The organism is Actibacterium sp. 188UL27-1, assembly GCF_016901225.1.
Classification (GTDB): Bacteria; Pseudomonadota; Alphaproteobacteria; order Rhodobacterales; family Rhodobacteraceae; genus 188UL27-1.
On the sequence record NZ_JAFEUL010000002.1, the window covers coordinates 210,394 to 224,903 of the forward strand.

Annotated in this window: 14 protein-coding genes; 11 read left to right on the forward strand and 3 right to left on the reverse strand. The window is 59.6% G+C overall.

The window, feature by feature from the left end; genetic code table 11:
- Positions 1-45 precede the first annotated feature (45 nt).
- Complete coding sequence (locus tag IU397_RS04120; protein ID WP_204411016.1) at positions 46-1,413, forward strand: class II 3-deoxy-7-phosphoheptulonate synthase; 1,368 nt, start codon at positions 46-48, stop codon at positions 1,411-1,413.
- A 74-nt stretch (positions 1,414-1,487) separates the two neighbouring features.
- On the opposite strand, the gene IU397_RS04125 is transcribed toward IU397_RS04120, so the two are convergent.
- Complete coding sequence (locus IU397_RS04125; RefSeq protein ID WP_204411019.1) at positions 1,488-2,177, reverse strand: PAS domain-containing protein; 690 nt, start codon at positions 2,175-2,177, stop codon at positions 1,488-1,490.
- 191 nt (positions 2,178-2,368) lie between these two features.
- On the opposite strand from IU397_RS04125, the gene IU397_RS04130 reads away from it, so the two are divergent.
- From IU397_RS04130 to IU397_RS04140, 3 genes are read left to right on the forward strand one after another with little or no spacing between them, the layout of a single operon-like run.
- Positions 2,369-3,259, forward strand: coding sequence for a YicC/YloC family endoribonuclease (locus IU397_RS04130; RefSeq protein WP_204411021.1), 891 nt, complete (start codon positions 2,369-2,371; stop codon positions 3,257-3,259).
- A 27-nt stretch (positions 3,260-3,286) separates the two neighbouring features.
- On the forward strand, positions 3,287-3,931 hold the full coding sequence (gene gmk / locus IU397_RS04135; protein ID WP_204411023.1) for a guanylate kinase: 645 nt from the start codon (positions 3,287-3,289) through the stop codon (positions 3,929-3,931).
- The gene (locus tag IU397_RS04140) at positions 3,928-4,455 is read left to right on the forward strand and encodes a gamma carbonic anhydrase family protein (protein ID WP_204411025.1); all 528 of its coding nucleotides are present in this window, start codon (positions 3,928-3,930) and stop codon (positions 4,453-4,455) included. The genes gmk and IU397_RS04140 overlap by 4 nt, the downstream gene beginning before the upstream one ends.
- A gap of 155 nt (positions 4,456-4,610) precedes the next feature.
- On the opposite strand, the gene IU397_RS04145 is transcribed toward IU397_RS04140, so the two are convergent.
- Entirely contained in the window at positions 4,611-5,216 is a 606-nt protein-coding gene (locus tag IU397_RS04145) for a hypothetical protein (RefSeq protein WP_204411027.1), read from the reverse strand.
- Positions 5,217-5,704: 488 nt separating this feature from the next.
- On the opposite strand from IU397_RS04145, the gene IU397_RS04150 reads away from it, so the two are divergent.
- Together IU397_RS04150 and IU397_RS04155 are read left to right on the forward strand one after the other, a co-directional pair.
- Entirely contained in the window at positions 5,705-6,901 is a 1,197-nt protein-coding gene (locus IU397_RS04150) for a PLP-dependent transferase (protein WP_204411029.1), read from the forward strand.
- A gap of 71 nt (positions 6,902-6,972) precedes the next feature.
- A complete protein-coding gene (locus IU397_RS04155) occupies positions 6,973-8,019 on the forward strand; it encodes an ATP-binding protein (protein WP_204411030.1) in 1,047 nt (348 codons plus the stop codon).
- Here IU397_RS04155 and IU397_RS04160 read toward each other — a convergent pair.
- Positions 7,934-8,296 carry a hypothetical protein gene (locus IU397_RS04160; RefSeq protein WP_204411032.1) on the reverse strand — a complete coding sequence of 121 codons (363 nt, stop codon included), beginning with the start codon at positions 8,294-8,296 and terminating at the stop codon, positions 7,934-7,936. The genes IU397_RS04155 and IU397_RS04160 overlap by 86 nt on opposite strands.
- A gap of 226 nt (positions 8,297-8,522) precedes the next feature.
- Here IU397_RS04160 and IU397_RS04165 point away from each other — a divergent pair, with 226 nt between their 5' ends.
- The 5 genes from IU397_RS04165 to pstB all read left to right on the forward strand — a co-directional run bounded on the left by IU397_RS04165 (position 8,523) and on the right by pstB (position 14,509).
- Complete coding sequence (locus IU397_RS04165; RefSeq protein WP_204411034.1) at positions 8,523-9,443, forward strand: LysR family transcriptional regulator; 921 nt, start codon at positions 8,523-8,525, stop codon at positions 9,441-9,443.
- 275 nt (positions 9,444-9,718) lie between these two features.
- Entirely contained in the window at positions 9,719-10,759 is a 1,041-nt protein-coding gene (locus IU397_RS04170; protein WP_204411036.1) for a substrate-binding domain-containing protein, read from the forward strand.
- A gap of 123 nt (positions 10,760-10,882) precedes the next feature.
- Entirely contained in the window at positions 10,883-12,358 is a 1,476-nt protein-coding gene (gene pstC, locus IU397_RS04175; protein WP_204411038.1) for a phosphate ABC transporter permease subunit PstC, read from the forward strand.
- Positions 12,355-13,698, forward strand: a complete 1,344-nt coding sequence (pstA, locus tag IU397_RS04180; RefSeq protein WP_204411040.1) for a phosphate ABC transporter permease PstA — start codon at positions 12,355-12,357, stop codon at positions 13,696-13,698. Before pstC ends, pstA begins: the two co-directional genes overlap by 4 nt.
- 13 nt (positions 13,699-13,711) lie before the next feature.
- A complete protein-coding gene (gene pstB / locus IU397_RS04185; protein WP_204411042.1) occupies positions 13,712-14,509 on the forward strand; it encodes a phosphate ABC transporter ATP-binding protein PstB in 798 nt (265 codons plus the stop codon).
- The last annotated feature ends 1 nt before the right edge of the window (position 14,510 follow it).

The window sequence follows — 14,510 nt, forward strand, 5'->3', positions numbered from 1 at the left end:
GCTCGCCGGAGCCATAACCGGTAAACGCAGTGCGGAGGATGTCCCATGACCCAGAATTGGAGCAAATCGGCCTGGCGGGCCAAGCCGCGGATCCAGATGCCCGATTATCCGGATCTAGTGACATTGCAGGATGTCGAGGCGCGCTTGTCGCAATTTCCGCCGCTGGTTTTCGCCGGGGAAGCCCGTCGCTTGAAATCCGAACTGGCCAAGGCGTCCCGCGGAGAGGCGTTCGTGCTGCAAGGCGGCGATTGCGCCGAAAGCTTTGCTCAATTCAGCGCCGACACAATTCGCGACACATTCAAGGTGATGTTGCAGATGGCAATCGTTCTGACCTATGGTGCCAAGGTGCCTGTGGTCAAACTTGGCCGCATGGCCGGGCAGTTCGCCAAGCCCCGCTCGGCCCCAACCGAGGTCAAGGATGGGCTGGAATTGCCCAGCTACCGCGGGGACATCATAAATGATCTGGATTTCACACCTGAGGCGCGGATCCCGAACCCCGAAAAGATGTTGCAGGCCTACACCCAAGCGGCGGCGACGTTGAACCTGTTGCGCGCATTCTCCACCGGTGGGTTTGCTGATATCCACCGCGTCCACAGCTGGACGACCGGTTTTGTCGAGGAAGACAAGTCAGAGCGCTATCGCGACTTGTCCAACCGGATCGCCGATGCATTGGATTTCATGGCCGCCGCGGGCGTGAATGCCGACAGCATCGACGCGCTGCAATCCGTCGATTTCTATACCAGCCATGAAGCGCTGCTTTTGGAATATGAAGAGGCGCTGGCCCGCATCGACAGCACCACCGGAACGCCCATCGCGGGATCCGGCCACCTGATCTGGATCGGCGACCGCACGCGTCAGCCGGATGGCGCCCATGTCGAGTTTTGCCGGGGCGTGCAAAACCCGATCGGTCTGAAATGCGGCCCCTCAATGGAGGTGGATGACCTCAAGCAATTGATGGCCACCCTCAACCCCGAGAACGAGGCCGGTCGTCTGACCCTGATCGCGCGTTTCGGGGCTGGCAAGGTGGTGGAGCATCTGCCCAAGCTGGTCGAGACGGTGAAATCCGAAGGGGCCAACGTTGTCTGGGTGTGCGACCCGATGCATGGCAACACGATCAAATCCGCCAGCGGCTACAAGACCCGGCCATTTGACAAGGTGCTGTCCGAGGTGCGGGAGTTCTTCGCCGTCCACCGGGACCACGGCACCATTCCCGGCGGTGTGCATTTCGAGATGACGGGCCAGGATGTCACCGAATGTACAGGCGGTGTCCGCGCCGTGACAGATGAGGATCTGAGCGCACGGTATCATACGGCCTGTGACCCGCGCCTGAATGCCAGCCAATCGCTGGAACTTGCGTTTCTTGTGGCGGAGGAACTGTCCGCAGGGCGCGAAGCGGCCCGCGCGACGGGCTGAAACACCTGACGATATATGGCTAAAATAACCCCTTTGCCCAGCGGGGCAGAGGGTTTTTTAGTTTGAACGCGGGATCAATCGTCTGATTTAACCACGTAAAGGTGCGGGCGGCCGCCTTTCGGGCGCTCGGGGCGCTCTGGTTCTGACGGCTGTTGTGGGCGCGGTGTGGCGGCCACGAAATTCCCGGGCTCCTCAGCAAAGCCGCTTGCTACCGGGCGCGGTGTTTCCGTCTTGACCACATGGGTTGTCATTACGCCAGTATCGCTCAGTTGCGTGACGCGCTTTTGCCCGATCTCGAACCGGCGCGGCGTGCGACCGATCTGACCTTGGGTCACTAGGCAGCCAAGGGCGCGGGTCACATCGCCAAAATCGCTCTTCATGGGTAGCAACAACAGCTTGCCGTCAATGGCTGGCTTGCCAAAGCCACGCTCGGCCGACAGATCCAACAGGGCGGTGGCGGGGTTTGAGAACACGTCCTCCAAAACCTCGGTCACGTCCTTGCGCGCATCGGGCGTGAACAGAGAGGTCAGCGGCATCCCCCGCACCTCCATCCCGATCAGATCATTCAGATGAGTGCCCGCCAACCGAAACCGCGCGAGTCCGGGCGCGATGCGTTCCAGGATGAAGGCATATTCCAAGCAATTCTCGATCCGGCGGGGATCCACTTCGGACCGCGGTGGGACGACGCGGTCACGCCGCAGTTCCTCCCAGTAAGCCTCAAGCTGGCCCACAACCGGAAATCTGATATCGTCTATCATACCCATGATTGACACCACGTTGTGCCCGTTATTGACCTCATTGCTCACTCATCCACCCTCTACGTTCATAACACACCACTCGAAAGCCATACATTGAGCTTCCGGCGGTTACGAACTATTAACCGGCATGGCTCACAATGGTTACCCTTCCGTTAATATGACACAAAAACACGTCTTTTGGGGGCTAAAAATCACAAATGGTTAACTCGATGACTGGGTTTTCGGCCCACAGCGCGGCAGGGGCCGGGCATAGCTGGGCGTGGGATCTGCGCGCCGTAAACGGCAAGGGGCTGGATCTCCGACTGCGATTGCCGGACTGGGTCGACGGGTTGGAACCCCAGGCGCGCAAGGTTTTGTCGGGCACTCTGGCGCGGGGCAGTGTCACGTTATCGCTGCGTGTGACGGTGGATCAGGCCGATAGCGACCTGCGGTTGAACAAGGATGCCCTGGCCCGCGCATTGACCGGCTTGGCGCAGGTCAATGCGGCGGCGACCGAACGGGGTGTCAGCCTCGCCGCACCCAGCGCAGTCGACATTCTCAACCTCCGCGGTGTGCAGGAGGCGGGTGCGGCACCCGAAAACCTGACGGCGTTGCGCAAGGCGTTACTGGCTGATCTTGATGTTCTGGTGGAGCGTTTTCAGGCCATGCGCGCATCAGAAGGTGCGGCATTGCAGGCCCTGGTGGTCGGGCAATTGCAGACGATCAGTGGTCTGATAGACCAAGCCCGCAGCACAGCTGACGCCACCCAGGATGGCATCGCCGACAAGTTGCGCCTGGCCGTCGATCGGCTGCTGAACACCACCGACGCGTTGGATGCCGGACGGTTGGAGCAGGAGGTTGCCCTGATCGCTGTAAAGGCGGACATCACCGAAGAACTGGACCGGCTGACGGCCCATGTTTCCGCTGCCCAGGACCTGCTGACGCAATCCGGCGGGATCGGGCGCAAACTGGATTTTCTGTGCCAGGAGTTCAACCGCGAGGCCAATACCCTGTGTTCCAAATCTCAATCCGTGGCCTTGACCCGGATCGGGCTTGACCTGAAAACCGTGATCGACCAGATGCGCGAGCAGGTTCAGAACATCGAATAAGACCAAACGGTTGAACGGGGGCAGGGCATGGCGGAGACACGGCGCGGGCTACTGATCATTTTATCGTCTCCATCGGGGGCGGGAAAGTCAACGCTGGCCCGGCGGCTGATGGTCTGGGATGACAGTCTGGCCTTTTCGGTATCCGCCACGACGCGGGCGGCCAGGTCGGGTGAGGTCGATGGTCAGGATTACTACTTTACCACGCGCCCCGAATTTGACGGCATGGTGAGCGACGGCGATATGCTGGAACATGCTGAGGTGTTCGGCCATTGCTATGGCAGCCCGCGCGCCCCGGTCGAGGCCGCGATTACCAAAGGGCGGGACATTCTGTTCGATGTGGATTGGCAGGGTGGTCAGCAAATCCGCGAAAGCACACTGGGTAAGTACACGTTATCGTTGTTCATTTTGCCGCCTTCCATCGCCGAGCTTGACCGGCGCCTGCGGACCCGCGGCCAGGACAGTGATGATGTGATCGCAGGGCGGATGCGGAAAAGCCGGGATGAGATCAGCCACTGGCCCGAATACGAATATGTGCTGGTCAATGACGACCTGGACGAGACGGAAGCAAAACTGAAAACCATCATCACGGCAGAGCGGATGCGCCGGTCGCAACAGCCCGCGCTGGTTGATACGGTCCGCCAGTTGAACCGGGAATTTGAGGAACGGGTATGACCCTTTACGCATTGGACGGTGTGCATCCCACCGTGCCGGAGAGCGGTGATTACTGGGTAGCACCTGATGCCAATGTGATCGGGAGGGTCGTGATCGGATCTGCTGCATCCATCTGGTTTGGCGCAACACTTCGGGGCGATAACGAGTTGATCGCGCTTGGTGACGGCAGCAACATTCAGGAGAACTGTGTTTTGCACACGGACCCCGGTTTCCCGATGCAGATCGGCCGTGATGTGACGGTGGGGCATAGGGCGATGCTGCACGGATGTATGATCGGGGAGGGATCCTTGATCGGGATGGGTGCCACGATTTTGAACGGCGCACGGATCGGACGGGGCTGCCTGATCGGGGCATGTGCGTTGATTACCGAGGGCAAGGATATCCCCGATGGGAGCCTTGTCATGGGCGCGCCCGGCAAGATCGTGCGGCAGTTGGACGACGCGGCGCAGGCGGCGCTTCGCAAGACGGCACTCGTCTATCAAGCCAATCAGCGACGGTTCCGGGAGGGTCTGGTCGCGGTCTGATCCGCGTGCCCATATGGCATGCAGAAGCTATGCACCAATCGTACACATCCTATACATACGCAGCGCGCGCCTGTCCCGGCCTGAGCGCAACGGCGCAAGAAAAACCGGCGCGTCGCGTACCGGTTTTGATTTGGTCTGGAACGTTGGCGTTTCGGTTAGCGCATCCGTTGGCGTCGGAGCAACAAAAGCATGCCGCCGATACCTGCAATCAAGAGGGGAAGGGAGGCCGGCAACGGGACCGGGCTAACCGGCGGCTCAGGTTCACTGCTGACAGGGGGTTCAGGCTCAATCGGTGCGCTATTGTTTGATATTTTGCGCAAGGATGCGACGACCGACAGCGCGCCATCATCCATATTTACAAAGTTAAAGCCGCTCATGTTAAAATCGCTGAGCTTGAGGTCAAAAAGCTCTGACAAATCGGTCGAACTAAATAGGCCTTTCCCGAAATGACCAAGTTGCACGAAATTGCGTTCCGGGGCTGCGGCGACGGCGAACTGGTTCCCATGGAAATTCGTGAAAATCGAGATCTCGGGATCGGCGAAGGACTGGCCATCGATGATGAAGGTCGCGAGCGGGTAGGCCCGGCCGCCATGCAGGCCCCGGCCCTGGCTTTGTGCATCATGCTCAAACTCGAACATACCGGTGCGGCCGAGAGTATCGGTGAATTCGTAACCTACGGGTATCGCAAGGGCGGAGGAGGCTGAGATGAGCAGCGAAGAAATAATCGCGGCTGCTGTACCTTTTAACCGTAAAGCAAACATCGCTTGGATCCTCATATTCGACTGTGATTTGGACTAATTTCTATCGACGTTGTTTTGCCCAGATATTGCCTAATTTTCGACAAATTCGGGTTAATGGTCGACATATAGGTTAATGATAATTACCGACGCAACCTCACGTTGTTGTCGGGTTGGCCTTTGCCACGATGGATTCGTTTAGGGCCGCTGCGATCACAATCGGTAGATCCCTGAATGGATCGAAACAGCGGCCGTTAATTTCTTTCGAAACAGAGCGCTATCGCACACGTTAATACCCCATTAACCTTTCTTAACGCGCGAAACTCGCCAAATTCGTTGATTTCTACGTATTTTTGCACATGATGGGCGATGTATTTCAGCAACAGTCAAGTGATGCTGGACCTTGTGCCGGGCACAGCCAGGGGTTGTGTTTGAGAGTGTGGGGCGGGCTGATCTTGTATCCGGCACAGGCTTGTTTGAGGGTGCGCAGACGGGGGAATCGGGAGGGATCCATGGCGCAAGGTCACAACACACGCAGCATCACAATCCGTCGTATGGCATGGCCGGCTGGCGAAAGTCTGCCGATCGGAGCACCACTCCAACCGTCAGTGGTTTATGGCGCAGAGAGCCCGGATGGGTTGGATGATCTTTATGAAGGGCGCGCCGAAGGCTGGACCTATGCGCGCGAAGGTCATCCCAACGCCGCAACCCTGGCCGCACGGATCAATGCGCTGGAAGGGGCTGAGGGCGGTCATGTCATGGGGTCGGGCATGGCAGCGATCACCGCGGTGATGCTGGGCCTTTGCCAGGCCGGGGATCATGTGATTGGCAGCGATCAGCTTTATGGCAAATCGCTCAAGATGCTGCGCGATGATCTGCCCCGGTTGGCGATCGGCACCACCCTGGTGGACGCGACGGACGCGGCCATGGTGGAGGGTGCATTGCGACCCGAGACCAAGTTGATATTGCTCGAGGTCGTGTCGAACCCGACGATCCGCATTGCCGACATTGCCGGGGTTGCGGCGCTGGCCCGGGCCCGTGGGGTCAAGCTGGTGATCGACAACACCTTTACCACGCCGCGCGCCTTTCAGGCCTATACCCATGGTGCGGATGTGATCGTGCATTCGGTGACCAAGCTGCTGGCGGGCCATTCCGACGCGACGCTGGGCTATGCCGTGGCCCGCGACCCCGCCGATCGGGCGGCGATTGCCATGGCGAGCGCGACCTGGGGGCTGACGCCGAGCCCCTTTGATTGCTGGCTGGCAGAGCGTGGCTTGTTCAGCTTTGACCTGCGCTATGATCGGGCCGAGGATAATGCCGCCGCCTTGGCCGACCATATCGCCGATCTGCCCGGTATCTTGCGGGTGCTGTACCCTGGGCGCGCGGATCACCCGGAAAGTATCCGCGCGCGCGATCTGCTGGCGGGGCGTTACGGCAATATGGTGAGCTTTGAGGTGAGGGGCGGGCGCGATGCTGCCAATGCCCTGGTCAGGGCTATGCCCAATGTGCCCTTCGCGCCGACCCTGGGGGATATCGGCACGACGCTATCGCATCCGGCCACGTCCTCCCATCGCGGGTTGAGCCCGGCAGGGCGCGCGGCCATGGGGATCACCGAGGGATTTTTTAGGGTCTCGGTCGGGGTCGAAGATATCGCTGTTTTGAAAGAGGAATTCGCGGCTGGTATCGCGGCAGCCCATGACGTTGGGTAAAATTGCGAGTTGCGCTTTACCACCAAGAGGGTCTAGGTCGCCGCGCTGAGACTTGGGTGAGGGGGCTGGACGTGGGCGACACGATATCGAAATCCTTTCTAGCCGCGGTGCCCTTGCCGTTGATCCTGATCGACCAGCAGGAGCGGATCGAGGCGATCAATGCCCCCGCTGTTGCGCTGTTTGGATCGGCAACTGAGGGGCGGCATTACATCACCGTGTTGCGCCAACCCCTGATGATCGACTGTATCGAGAAGGCACTGAAGCAACGGCTTGAGGCGCGGACCCGGTTCACGCGTCCGGATCAGGAAAGCGCGGAAAGCTACCGTGTCTATGCGGCACCGGTCAATTCGGAGAGCGGATCGGGGGTTCTGGTCTCGTTCGAGGATGTGACGGACTTGCAGCGGGCCGAACAGATGCGCCGCGATTTCGTGGCCAATGTGAGCCATGAGTTGAAAACGCCGCTGACCGCGCTGCTGAGTTTCATCGAGACCTTGAAAGGGGCTGCGCGGGATGACGAGATCGCGCGCGAGCGGTTTCTGGGCATAATGGAGCGGGAGGCTGAGCGGATGAACCGCCTGGTTGCCGATCTTTTGTCCCTGAGCCGGGTGGAAACCGACGAGCGGGTGCGCCCGACCGAGCGGGTGGATCTGCGCAACCTGATCCAGTCCACCGCGACGGCGATCCGGCCGATGGCCGAGGATGCCGGGGTGGAGATTGCGATCATGGGCGACATGGATCATGACCTGACCGTGCCGGGCGATGCCGATCAACTGGTGCAGGTCTTCACCAATCTGATGGAAAACGCTATCAAATATGGCGGCGGCGGCGGTGTTGTGACCGTCGCGTTGAGCCGCCAGGACCGCGCGCCGGGATTCAAGGACGGGTTCGTGCAGGTCGACGTCATCGACCAAGGCGACGGGTTTGACCCGGTTCATATACCGCGCCTGACCGAACGCTTTTACCGGGTCGACAGCCACCGTTCGCGCGAACTGGGGGGGACGGGTCTGGGTCTTGCCATTGCCAAACACATCCTCAACCGTCACCGCGGACGGTTTCGGATCGAAAGCGCACCGGGGCGGGGGGCACGCTTTTCAGTCCTGTTGCCGTTGGGAAGCTGAGCGTGCGCCGGGTCAGAAGCACGACCAGGCTAAGATCGATTAGCGTAACGGCAAGGTTCCAGGCATAAAGCACCACCAGATAGGTGAACGGCGCGCCGTGGCGCAGGGCGATGATATGCGCCGTCAGACCGCAACCATACCCAGCGACCGTGAAGCACACAAAAACGGCGCTTTTCCCGCTGGGCCGACCGGTCCGGACCATGGTGAAGATCGACCAGTACCAGCCGATGGAAAAGCATCCCAGCATCACGCCTTCAAGCGTATCATACAATGTCATCGCGGTGGTCTTTCGGTGGGTCCGCCTTGAAAACGGGGCGGTGTTTGAAAACTCCTGGCCCTTAGCCTAGCGGCCCATGCGATCCGGCGGGATCCACGATTTTGTTGGAAAGCTCACGAAAGTGTTGGCGCTTGTTGACCACAGGCGGGGTTCGGTTTGTGAAAACACAACGCCCGTAACGGTATCTTCAAGGCAAAATCGACGTCATCAAAGTTTGGGTGGGACCATGACCAACTGGAATGATTATCGGTTTTTGTTGGCGACAGACACGTTCGGTAGCCTTGCTGCCGCTGCACAGCGACTGGGCGTCAGCCAACCGACGGTCAGCCGCCGGATCACGGCCTTGGAGCGGGCCCTTGATCTGTGTTTGCTGGAACGAGGCATGGATGGCGCGCGCCTGTCCGAGGCTGGGCGGCGGATCTGCGATGAGGCGCGTCTGCTGGAATGCCAGGTAGCCGAGATCGAGATGCAGGCCCGCGCGGTTGAAAGGGCCGTGGCCACGCCTGTGCGGCTGACCGCATCCGAAGGTGTGACGCAGGCCTTGCTCACGCCAGTTTTGGCGGGTCTGCGGCTGACCCATGCGGATATCACCCTAGATCTGTCAATCACCAACAAGATCGCGGACCTTCGGCGCCGCGTGGCCGATGTCGCCGTGCGGATCGGGGATCCGATGGATGACAGCCTGATCGGGCGCCGGTTGGGGCAGGTGCAATTCTGCCTTTACGCCCACGAAGAGTATCTTACCATCCGCGGCACTCCCGCGACCCTGGCCGATCTGGAGCACCATGCGGTCATCGAGAGCAAAGGCGAGATTGCCAAGCTTGTTCAGGTTGAAGCCCTGCGTGATGCCGCTGGCGGGGCGCAGATCGCCTATGCCAGCAACACCCTGCAAAACCAGCTTGTCGCGGTGACATCGGGCTTTGGTATCGTGGCGCTGCCACGTTACCTGGCCGCGGGGCGGTCGGGGCTGCGCCGCATTCTTGCCCGGGATTTCACGCTGACCCGCGATATCTGGATGCTGGCCAATCCCCAGACGATCGATCAACCTGCCGTCCGATCTGTCGTGGATGCCATCGTCGGCAAGGTGCCCGGCCTGCTGAAACAGATGGCAGTTGAGCCAGATTGGCAGCAGGCGGCGCAGATCTGACGCGCCATCGATTCGAAATATTGCGGGGTTTACTGCTTGGTTGCACGAACCACCCGTAAGCTTGTCAAAGATCCAAAACGATTGCGCAGCGTGATAATGCAGCGCTGAAACCTTATTTTGTTGGTATATCCCTGCGAGGCCACACATAGACAAGTAGACAAATTTGTGCATTCATAAATCTGTTACGCTCTCGTCACAAAAGCCCAACACGGCGCGCATATGTGGCGTCATTAAGATCTCCATTGAGAGGTCTCACCATCTGACAGGAGCTATTTATGTCCCTCGTGAAAATGACCGCCTCCGCCCTGGCGATCACCACGCTTTCCGCGACCGTTGCTACCGCCCGTGACCAGGTGCAGGTTGCCGGTTCGTCGACCGTTCTGCCCTATGCTTCGATCGTCGCCGAAGCGTTCGGCGAAAACACCGACTTCCCCACACCCGTCGTTGAATCCGGTGGATCCTCAGCTGGCCTGAAGCGGTTCTGCGAAGGCGTTGGCGCCACCACCATCGATGTGGCAAATGCGTCGCGCAAGATCCGCGAAAAGGAAGTGAAGGCCTGTGCCGATGCCGGCGTGACCGACATCATCGAAGTGCGCATCGGGTATGATGGCATCGTCTTTGCCAGCCAGACAAATGGCCCTGAATTCACAGAGTTTACGGCCGAGCAGTGGTACAAGGCGCTGGCTGCTGAGCACTTCATCGATGGTGAGCTTGTTGCCAACGCATTCACGACCTGGGACCAGGTCGATGCATCGCTGCCCGCCGTTGACATCCAGGCTTTCATCCCTGGCACCAAGCACGGCACGCGCGAAGTGTTCGAGGAAAAAGTGATCCTGGCTGGCTGCGAAGAAGGCGGTTTCTACCAGGCAATGCTCGATTCCGGTGTTGATGAAGACACGGCAGAGAGCAAGTGCATGGCCATCCGTTCGGACGGACGGTCTGTCGACATCGACGGTGACTACACAGAGACCCTGGCCCGCATCGACGCCAACAATAACGGTCTTGGCGTGTTCGGTTTGGCATTCTACGAGAACAACACCGACAAGCTGAAGGTCGCCACCATGGGCGGCATCGCCCCCTCGACTGAGACGATCTCCTCGGGTGAATACCCGGTGTCGCGTCCGCTGTACTTTTACATCAAGAAAGCCCATATCGGTGTGATCCCCGGCCTGAAAGAGTACGCGCAGTTCTTCGTCTCTGATGAAATTGCCGGCCCCGATGGCCCGCTGTCGGCCTATGGTCTGGTTGCCGATCCCGAGCTGTCAGCCACCCAAAGCTCCGTTGCCGAAGAACAGACCATGGCGTCTGGTTCCTAAGACGATATCGGTAAAGCCGCCTGCATTTTTGCAGGCGGCTTTGCCGCCTTTTTGACCGTATCAGTGGGGTTCGGTCCAAGTCGCCGCTAGACTGCGCGCGCTAGTCTAAAGGAATACCGGGCCATGCCGGTTCTCTGGATTGTCGTTATCATCTTTGCGATTTCGGTTGTTGGTTACTTGATTGGCCGTAAACGCGCCTTATCCATGACCGACGATGGCGCGCGGGGCCTGCACTCCCTTCCTTCATACTACGGTTGGAACGTGGTCATGTTCGCGGCTGTGCCGAGCCTTTTGGCATTGGCGGCGTGGCTGCTGGTGGCGCCGTTGGTCATTGATGGGCGTGTCTCGGCCTTGCTGCCTAACGAGACGATCCCGCAAGTGTCGACGCGTGGGCTTGTTATGGAGGACGTGCGCCGCCTTGCCTCTGGCATTGACGCGGCGATCTCTCGCGGGGCTTTGACCGAAGACGAGGCCGCCAACATTCGGACCGATTTCACCAATGTGCGCGCGCGATTGGGCGAGGTTGGCGTGGCCCTGGGGTCAGAGCCGAGCCAGGCCGTGGTGAATGCCGCGCAACGCTATCGGGGTCTATCGGCCGCTTCTGGCATCTGGATGACCGTTGTCGTGCTGTCCCTGAGCGCAGGCGGTTTCGGCTTAGCATATTCGCTGACCAAGGCGGAATTCCGGGCACGCAATACGGTGGAACGGGGCATTCTGGCGCTGCTCATGCTCGCTTCGACCATAGCGATCCTGACCACGCTGGGGATCGTGCTGTCGATGCTGTTCGAAACGACCAACTTCTTCCGGGCCTATTCATGGCAGGAGTTTTTCCTGGGCGCGCGGTGGTCGCCGGATTTCCGCGGCAATAGCGATCTGGGCATCCTGCCGTTGCTATGGGGCACGCTTTACATCAGCCTTGTGGCATTGATCGTGGCGGTCCCGATCGGATTGTTCGCTGCCATCTACATGTCGGAATATGCGGGGCCGCGGCTGCGTTCGGTGGCCAAGCCACTGTTGGAGTTGCTGGCCGGTATCCCGACAATCGTCTACGGTCTGTTCGCCCTGATCACGGTGGGGCCGTTGATCCGCGATTGGTTGGCGCAGCCCACGGGCTGGGGCGAAAGCTCCTCAAGCGTGATCACGGCGGGGTTGGTGATGGGCATCATGCTGATCCCGTTTGTCAGTTCATTGTCCGATGACATCATCAACGCGGTGCCGCAGACGATGCGTGACGGTTCGTTTGGTTTGGGCGCGACCAAGTCAGAGACGATCCGCCAGGTTGTTGTTCCCGCCGCATTGCCCGGCATTGTCGGAGCCGTGTTGCTGGCCGCATCGCGCGCGATTGGCGAGACGATGATCGTCGTGATGGGGGCGGGGGCTGCGGCTGCGCAATTCCAGGGGGGGCAGTTCCTCAACCCGCTGGAAGCCATGACTACGGTTACGGTGAAAATCGTCAGCCAGCTGACCGGTGACACGGATTTCGCCAGCCCCGAAACACTCGTGGCCTTTGCACTGGGTTTGACGCTGTTCGTCATCACCCTGGGTCTGAATGTTCTGGCGCTGTACATCGTGCGCAAATACCGGGAGCAGTACGAATGAGCGACGCAACCGCACCCGCCACCGGCCCTGCCGGTGTGCGCGTCAAGAAGATGTCCCTGCTGGAGCAGGATGACCGCACAAAGCGCCGCAATGCCGCCGAGAAACGGTTCCAGTTTTACGGGCTGACGGCGATCACGGTTGGGGTGCTTGCGCTGGCAATGCTGCTGATTTCGATCCTGTCGAACGGGTTGTCGGCCTTTAGTCAGTCCTTCGTAACCTTTGAGGTGACTTTGACGCAGGAGCAGATCGCGGATGCCGAGGCATCGGTGGTCAAGACGTCGAAATATTCCGCAATCATCAAGGATAATTTCCAGACTGCCCTCGCCGCCCAAGGTCTGGCTGATCAAGTGTCGGTTGATGACGCGATGGGATTGATTTCCAAGGAGGCGGCGGCGCAGTTGCGCAATGTTGCCACCGCACGGATGGGCGATGACGAGGATGTAAGCCGGTCCTTCACCTTCCTCACCAATGGTCGGATTGATGGTTATTACAAAGGCCGGGTCACGATGGAAACCGCGGCGCGGGATAGCAATATCTCGCCCGAGCAGTTGCAGCTGGCCGACCAGCTGCGCGAGGCGGGCTTGATCGAAAAGCGGTTCAACTGGGGCTTCATGACCATGCCCGATGCCTCTGGCCAGCGCCCCGAGGCGGCTGGTCTGGGGGTCGCCATCCTGGGATCCCTTTACATGATGCTCGTAGTGTTGTGTCTGGCCCTGCCTATCGGGGTTGCCGCGTCGATCTACCTGGAGGAATTCGCGCCCAAGAACTGGCTGACGGATATTATCGAGGTCAATATCTCGAATCTTGCCGCCGTGCCGTCCATCGTGTTCGGCATCCTGGGGCTGGCCATTTTCATCAATTTTGCAGGTTTGCCGCAATCTGCGCCGATTGTCGGTGGGCTGGTGTTGACCCTGATGACCCTGCCGACGATCATCATCGCGACCCGGGCATCGCTGAAATCGGTGCCGCCATCCATTCGGTCGGCTGCATTGGGGCTGGGCGCTTCAAAGATGCAATCGGTCTTTCACCATGTGCTGCCACTGGCCGCCCCCGGCATTCTAACTGGGACGATTATCGGATTGGCCCAGGCCCTGGGCGAAACCGCGCCATTGCTGTTGATCGGCATGGTGGCCTTTGTCCGGGAATATCCGGCAGGTCCGCCTGAAGGGCTGTTTGATCCCGCGTCGGCCTTGCCGGTGCAGGTCTATAACTGGACCCAACGTTCCGACCCTGCGTTTTTCGAACGCGCCTCGGGAGCGATCATTATCTTGCTTATTTTCCTTCTTTTCATGAATGCGCTGGCCATTTTCCTGCGTCGCCGCTTTGAACGCCGTTGGTAAGGGAGATCTTACGATGAATGATATGCGACCTGTGGAGAGAATTGTGGATACCGACAAACCCAAGATCGCGGCCCGCGGCTGCCAGGTGTATTATGGCGAGAACCACGCGATTAAGGATGTCGACGTCGATATCGAGGACAAGGCGGTCACCGCGTTCATCGGCCCGTCAGGCTGTGGAAAATCCACCTTTCTGCGCTGCTTGAACCGGATGAATGATACCATCGATGTGTGCCGCGTCGAAGGCGACATCCGGATCGATGACGAGGATATATATGACCGCAAGGTGGATCCGGTTCAGTTGCGTGCCAAGGTCGGCATGGTCTTTCAAAAGCCGAACCCGTTCCCGAAGTCGATTTACGACAATGTGGCCTATGGCCCGCGGATCCATGGTTTGGCCAAAGACAAGGCGGAGCTTGATGAGATTGTCGAACGGTCCCTGCGCCGCGGCGCGATCTGGGACGAGGTCAAGGATCGCCTCACGGCGCCAGGCACGGGTCTCTCGGGCGGTCAGCAGCAGCGTTTGTGCATTGCCCGCGCCGTGGCAACCGAGCCCGAAGTGCTGTTGATGGATGAGCCCTGCTCTGCCCTTGATCCGATCGCGACAGAGCAGGTGGAAAACCTGATCGATGAACTGCGTCAGAACTATTCGGTGGTGATCGTGACCCATTCGATGCAGCAGGCGGCGCGGGTCAGCCAGAAGACGGCGTTCTTTCACTTGGGTAATCTGGTTGAATATGGGGAAACGGGGCAGATTTTTAACAATCCAAAGGACCCGCGTACTGAGTCCTATATCACAGGCCGGATCGGCTAAC